The organism is Methylobacterium sp. FW306-05-D, from assembly GCF_058782155.1.
Window position 1 is genome coordinate 1 of record NZ_JBYSXL010000085.1, and the last position, 1,777, is coordinate 1,777.

Consider the following 1,777-nt stretch of genomic DNA (forward strand, 5'->3'; position numbering starts at 1 on the left):
GCCCCCGTGACCACCGCGATCCGCCCGCTCATGTCCCATTTCCTCCCGCCGAACCGGCGAGAGCCATAAGCGCCCCCTCCCCCAGTTGCCAGCACCCGACACTGCGTCTAGACACACCTCCGCCGAGCGCGATGGGGCGTCGCCAAGTGGTAAGGCAGCGGTTTTTGGTACCGCCATTCCCAGGTTCGAATCCTGGCGCCCCAGCCAGCCCTTTTATCGAACGATCGTCATTCTGAGAGCGCACTCCCAAAATTGGGAGGCGGCGATGCGAATCGTTTAGCACATCCATGATCGAATTTAGTGCGTTGAGCCGCTCTTCGTTCCTCTCGTAAAACAACACTTTATTGATTGAAATTTCCGCTGGACACGATCGAAGCACGGCGTGATTTTCTAGCCCATATGACCGATTTTATCAAGATAAAATGAGCTCTCTAGACCTCGCGTATTCAAGTCAGCAGAGCGAATTTTTCATTAGCTTGCGTATCACTGAACATCATTTTTTGGGGCAATAAGCCTCAAGCAAGCTGACAGAACCTCAAGCCACGGTTGGTGAGCGGCATTTCCCCTCTCCAAAATGGGTTCGTTCTGCCAAAACCTTACAGGTCCCCAACAATCGACTCTGCCCCTTGAGGGTCTCCCGATATGCCCTGTTCAGGGACCTATATTATCTACTTGATTATCTTCGCGAAAAATATTTGTAAGTTATGAGTAATTCAACATATTGCCAAAGCATTTCGTCTATTTTACGATAGATATAGCAATATTTTATAATAACAGACTAATAAAACTCTTATTTTTACTTTCTCAGTGTCACTGGTGGCTATAGCCAGATCGCCGGTCATGCAGACGCACCAAACGCCTTTCGGATGAAGGTGCCGTGAGCCGCCCTGTGGATTTAACCTGTATTGATTTCCTGCGTGTCGGGACGGCCGCGTGTGCGATCCGTGGCTTTTTAACATCTATGGTTTGGTAAATGAAATCTTCGGCACAGTTCGCATTTTTGGTGCTCGACAACCTGTCCGGGTACTCCCAAAGAGCCTTAACGGTTATCGCAACGCGCCGTTCTGAGATCGATCGAACGCTTCCGGAGAGCACGTATGTCCAGCATGACTGTTCTGACGACGGGTCAGGACACGGTGCTTCCCTTGGACGGCGACCAAGTCGTTCAGGCGACGTCCGCGACGCTGAACACCGGCATGCCTGTCTTCACCGGCACAGCCCCGACCTACACCGGCGGCGACCAGCTGGATGGCGGCGCTGGCTACGACGTGCTCGCCCTGACCGGCTCGGGCAGCTTCAACCTGGCCACCTTGAAGCAGTTCGTCGGCTTCGAGGAGGTGCGCCTCACCAACACGACGTCCAGCACAGCCAGCCTGATCTTGCGCGATGGGGTCGACCTTGCCGTCACCTTGAGCGATGGCACGGCTCCTCCGACATCGGGTTTCCCGTCCTACGGCTCGACGGGTGGCATCAGCGTCACCCTCGGCACCGGTCGGGTCACGCTGCAGGGTGGCAACGAGAGCGACACCATCTCGGCTTCCACAGCAGCCAAGCTGCACGCGGGCAGCGTCATCGACGGCGGTGCCGGCTACGACAGGCTCAGCCTGTCCTACGACAGCACGCAGACCCCTTCGTATTACACCGATCCTGTCAGTGGGTTCATATACCCCTCCTTGCCCACTCCGCCGCGGGACACGGTCTACGACCTGACCAGCATCAGCCTTAGCCACGTCGAAACTCTCGAGCTGTTCGGCAGCTACGGTGGGTACGGCAGCGC

General features: G+C 55.7%; 1 tRNA gene and 1 pseudogene. Both read left to right on the forward strand.

The annotated features are described in order from the left end of the window. Nucleotides 1–132: 132 nt before the first annotated feature. Nucleotides 133–207: transfer RNA gene (locus AC3WLN_RS20620), tRNA-Gln, on the forward strand. Nucleotides 208–1,097: 890 nt separating this feature from the next. Further along, nucleotides 1,098–1,777: pseudogene (locus AC3WLN_RS20625) on the forward strand (hypothetical protein); the annotation flags it as partial.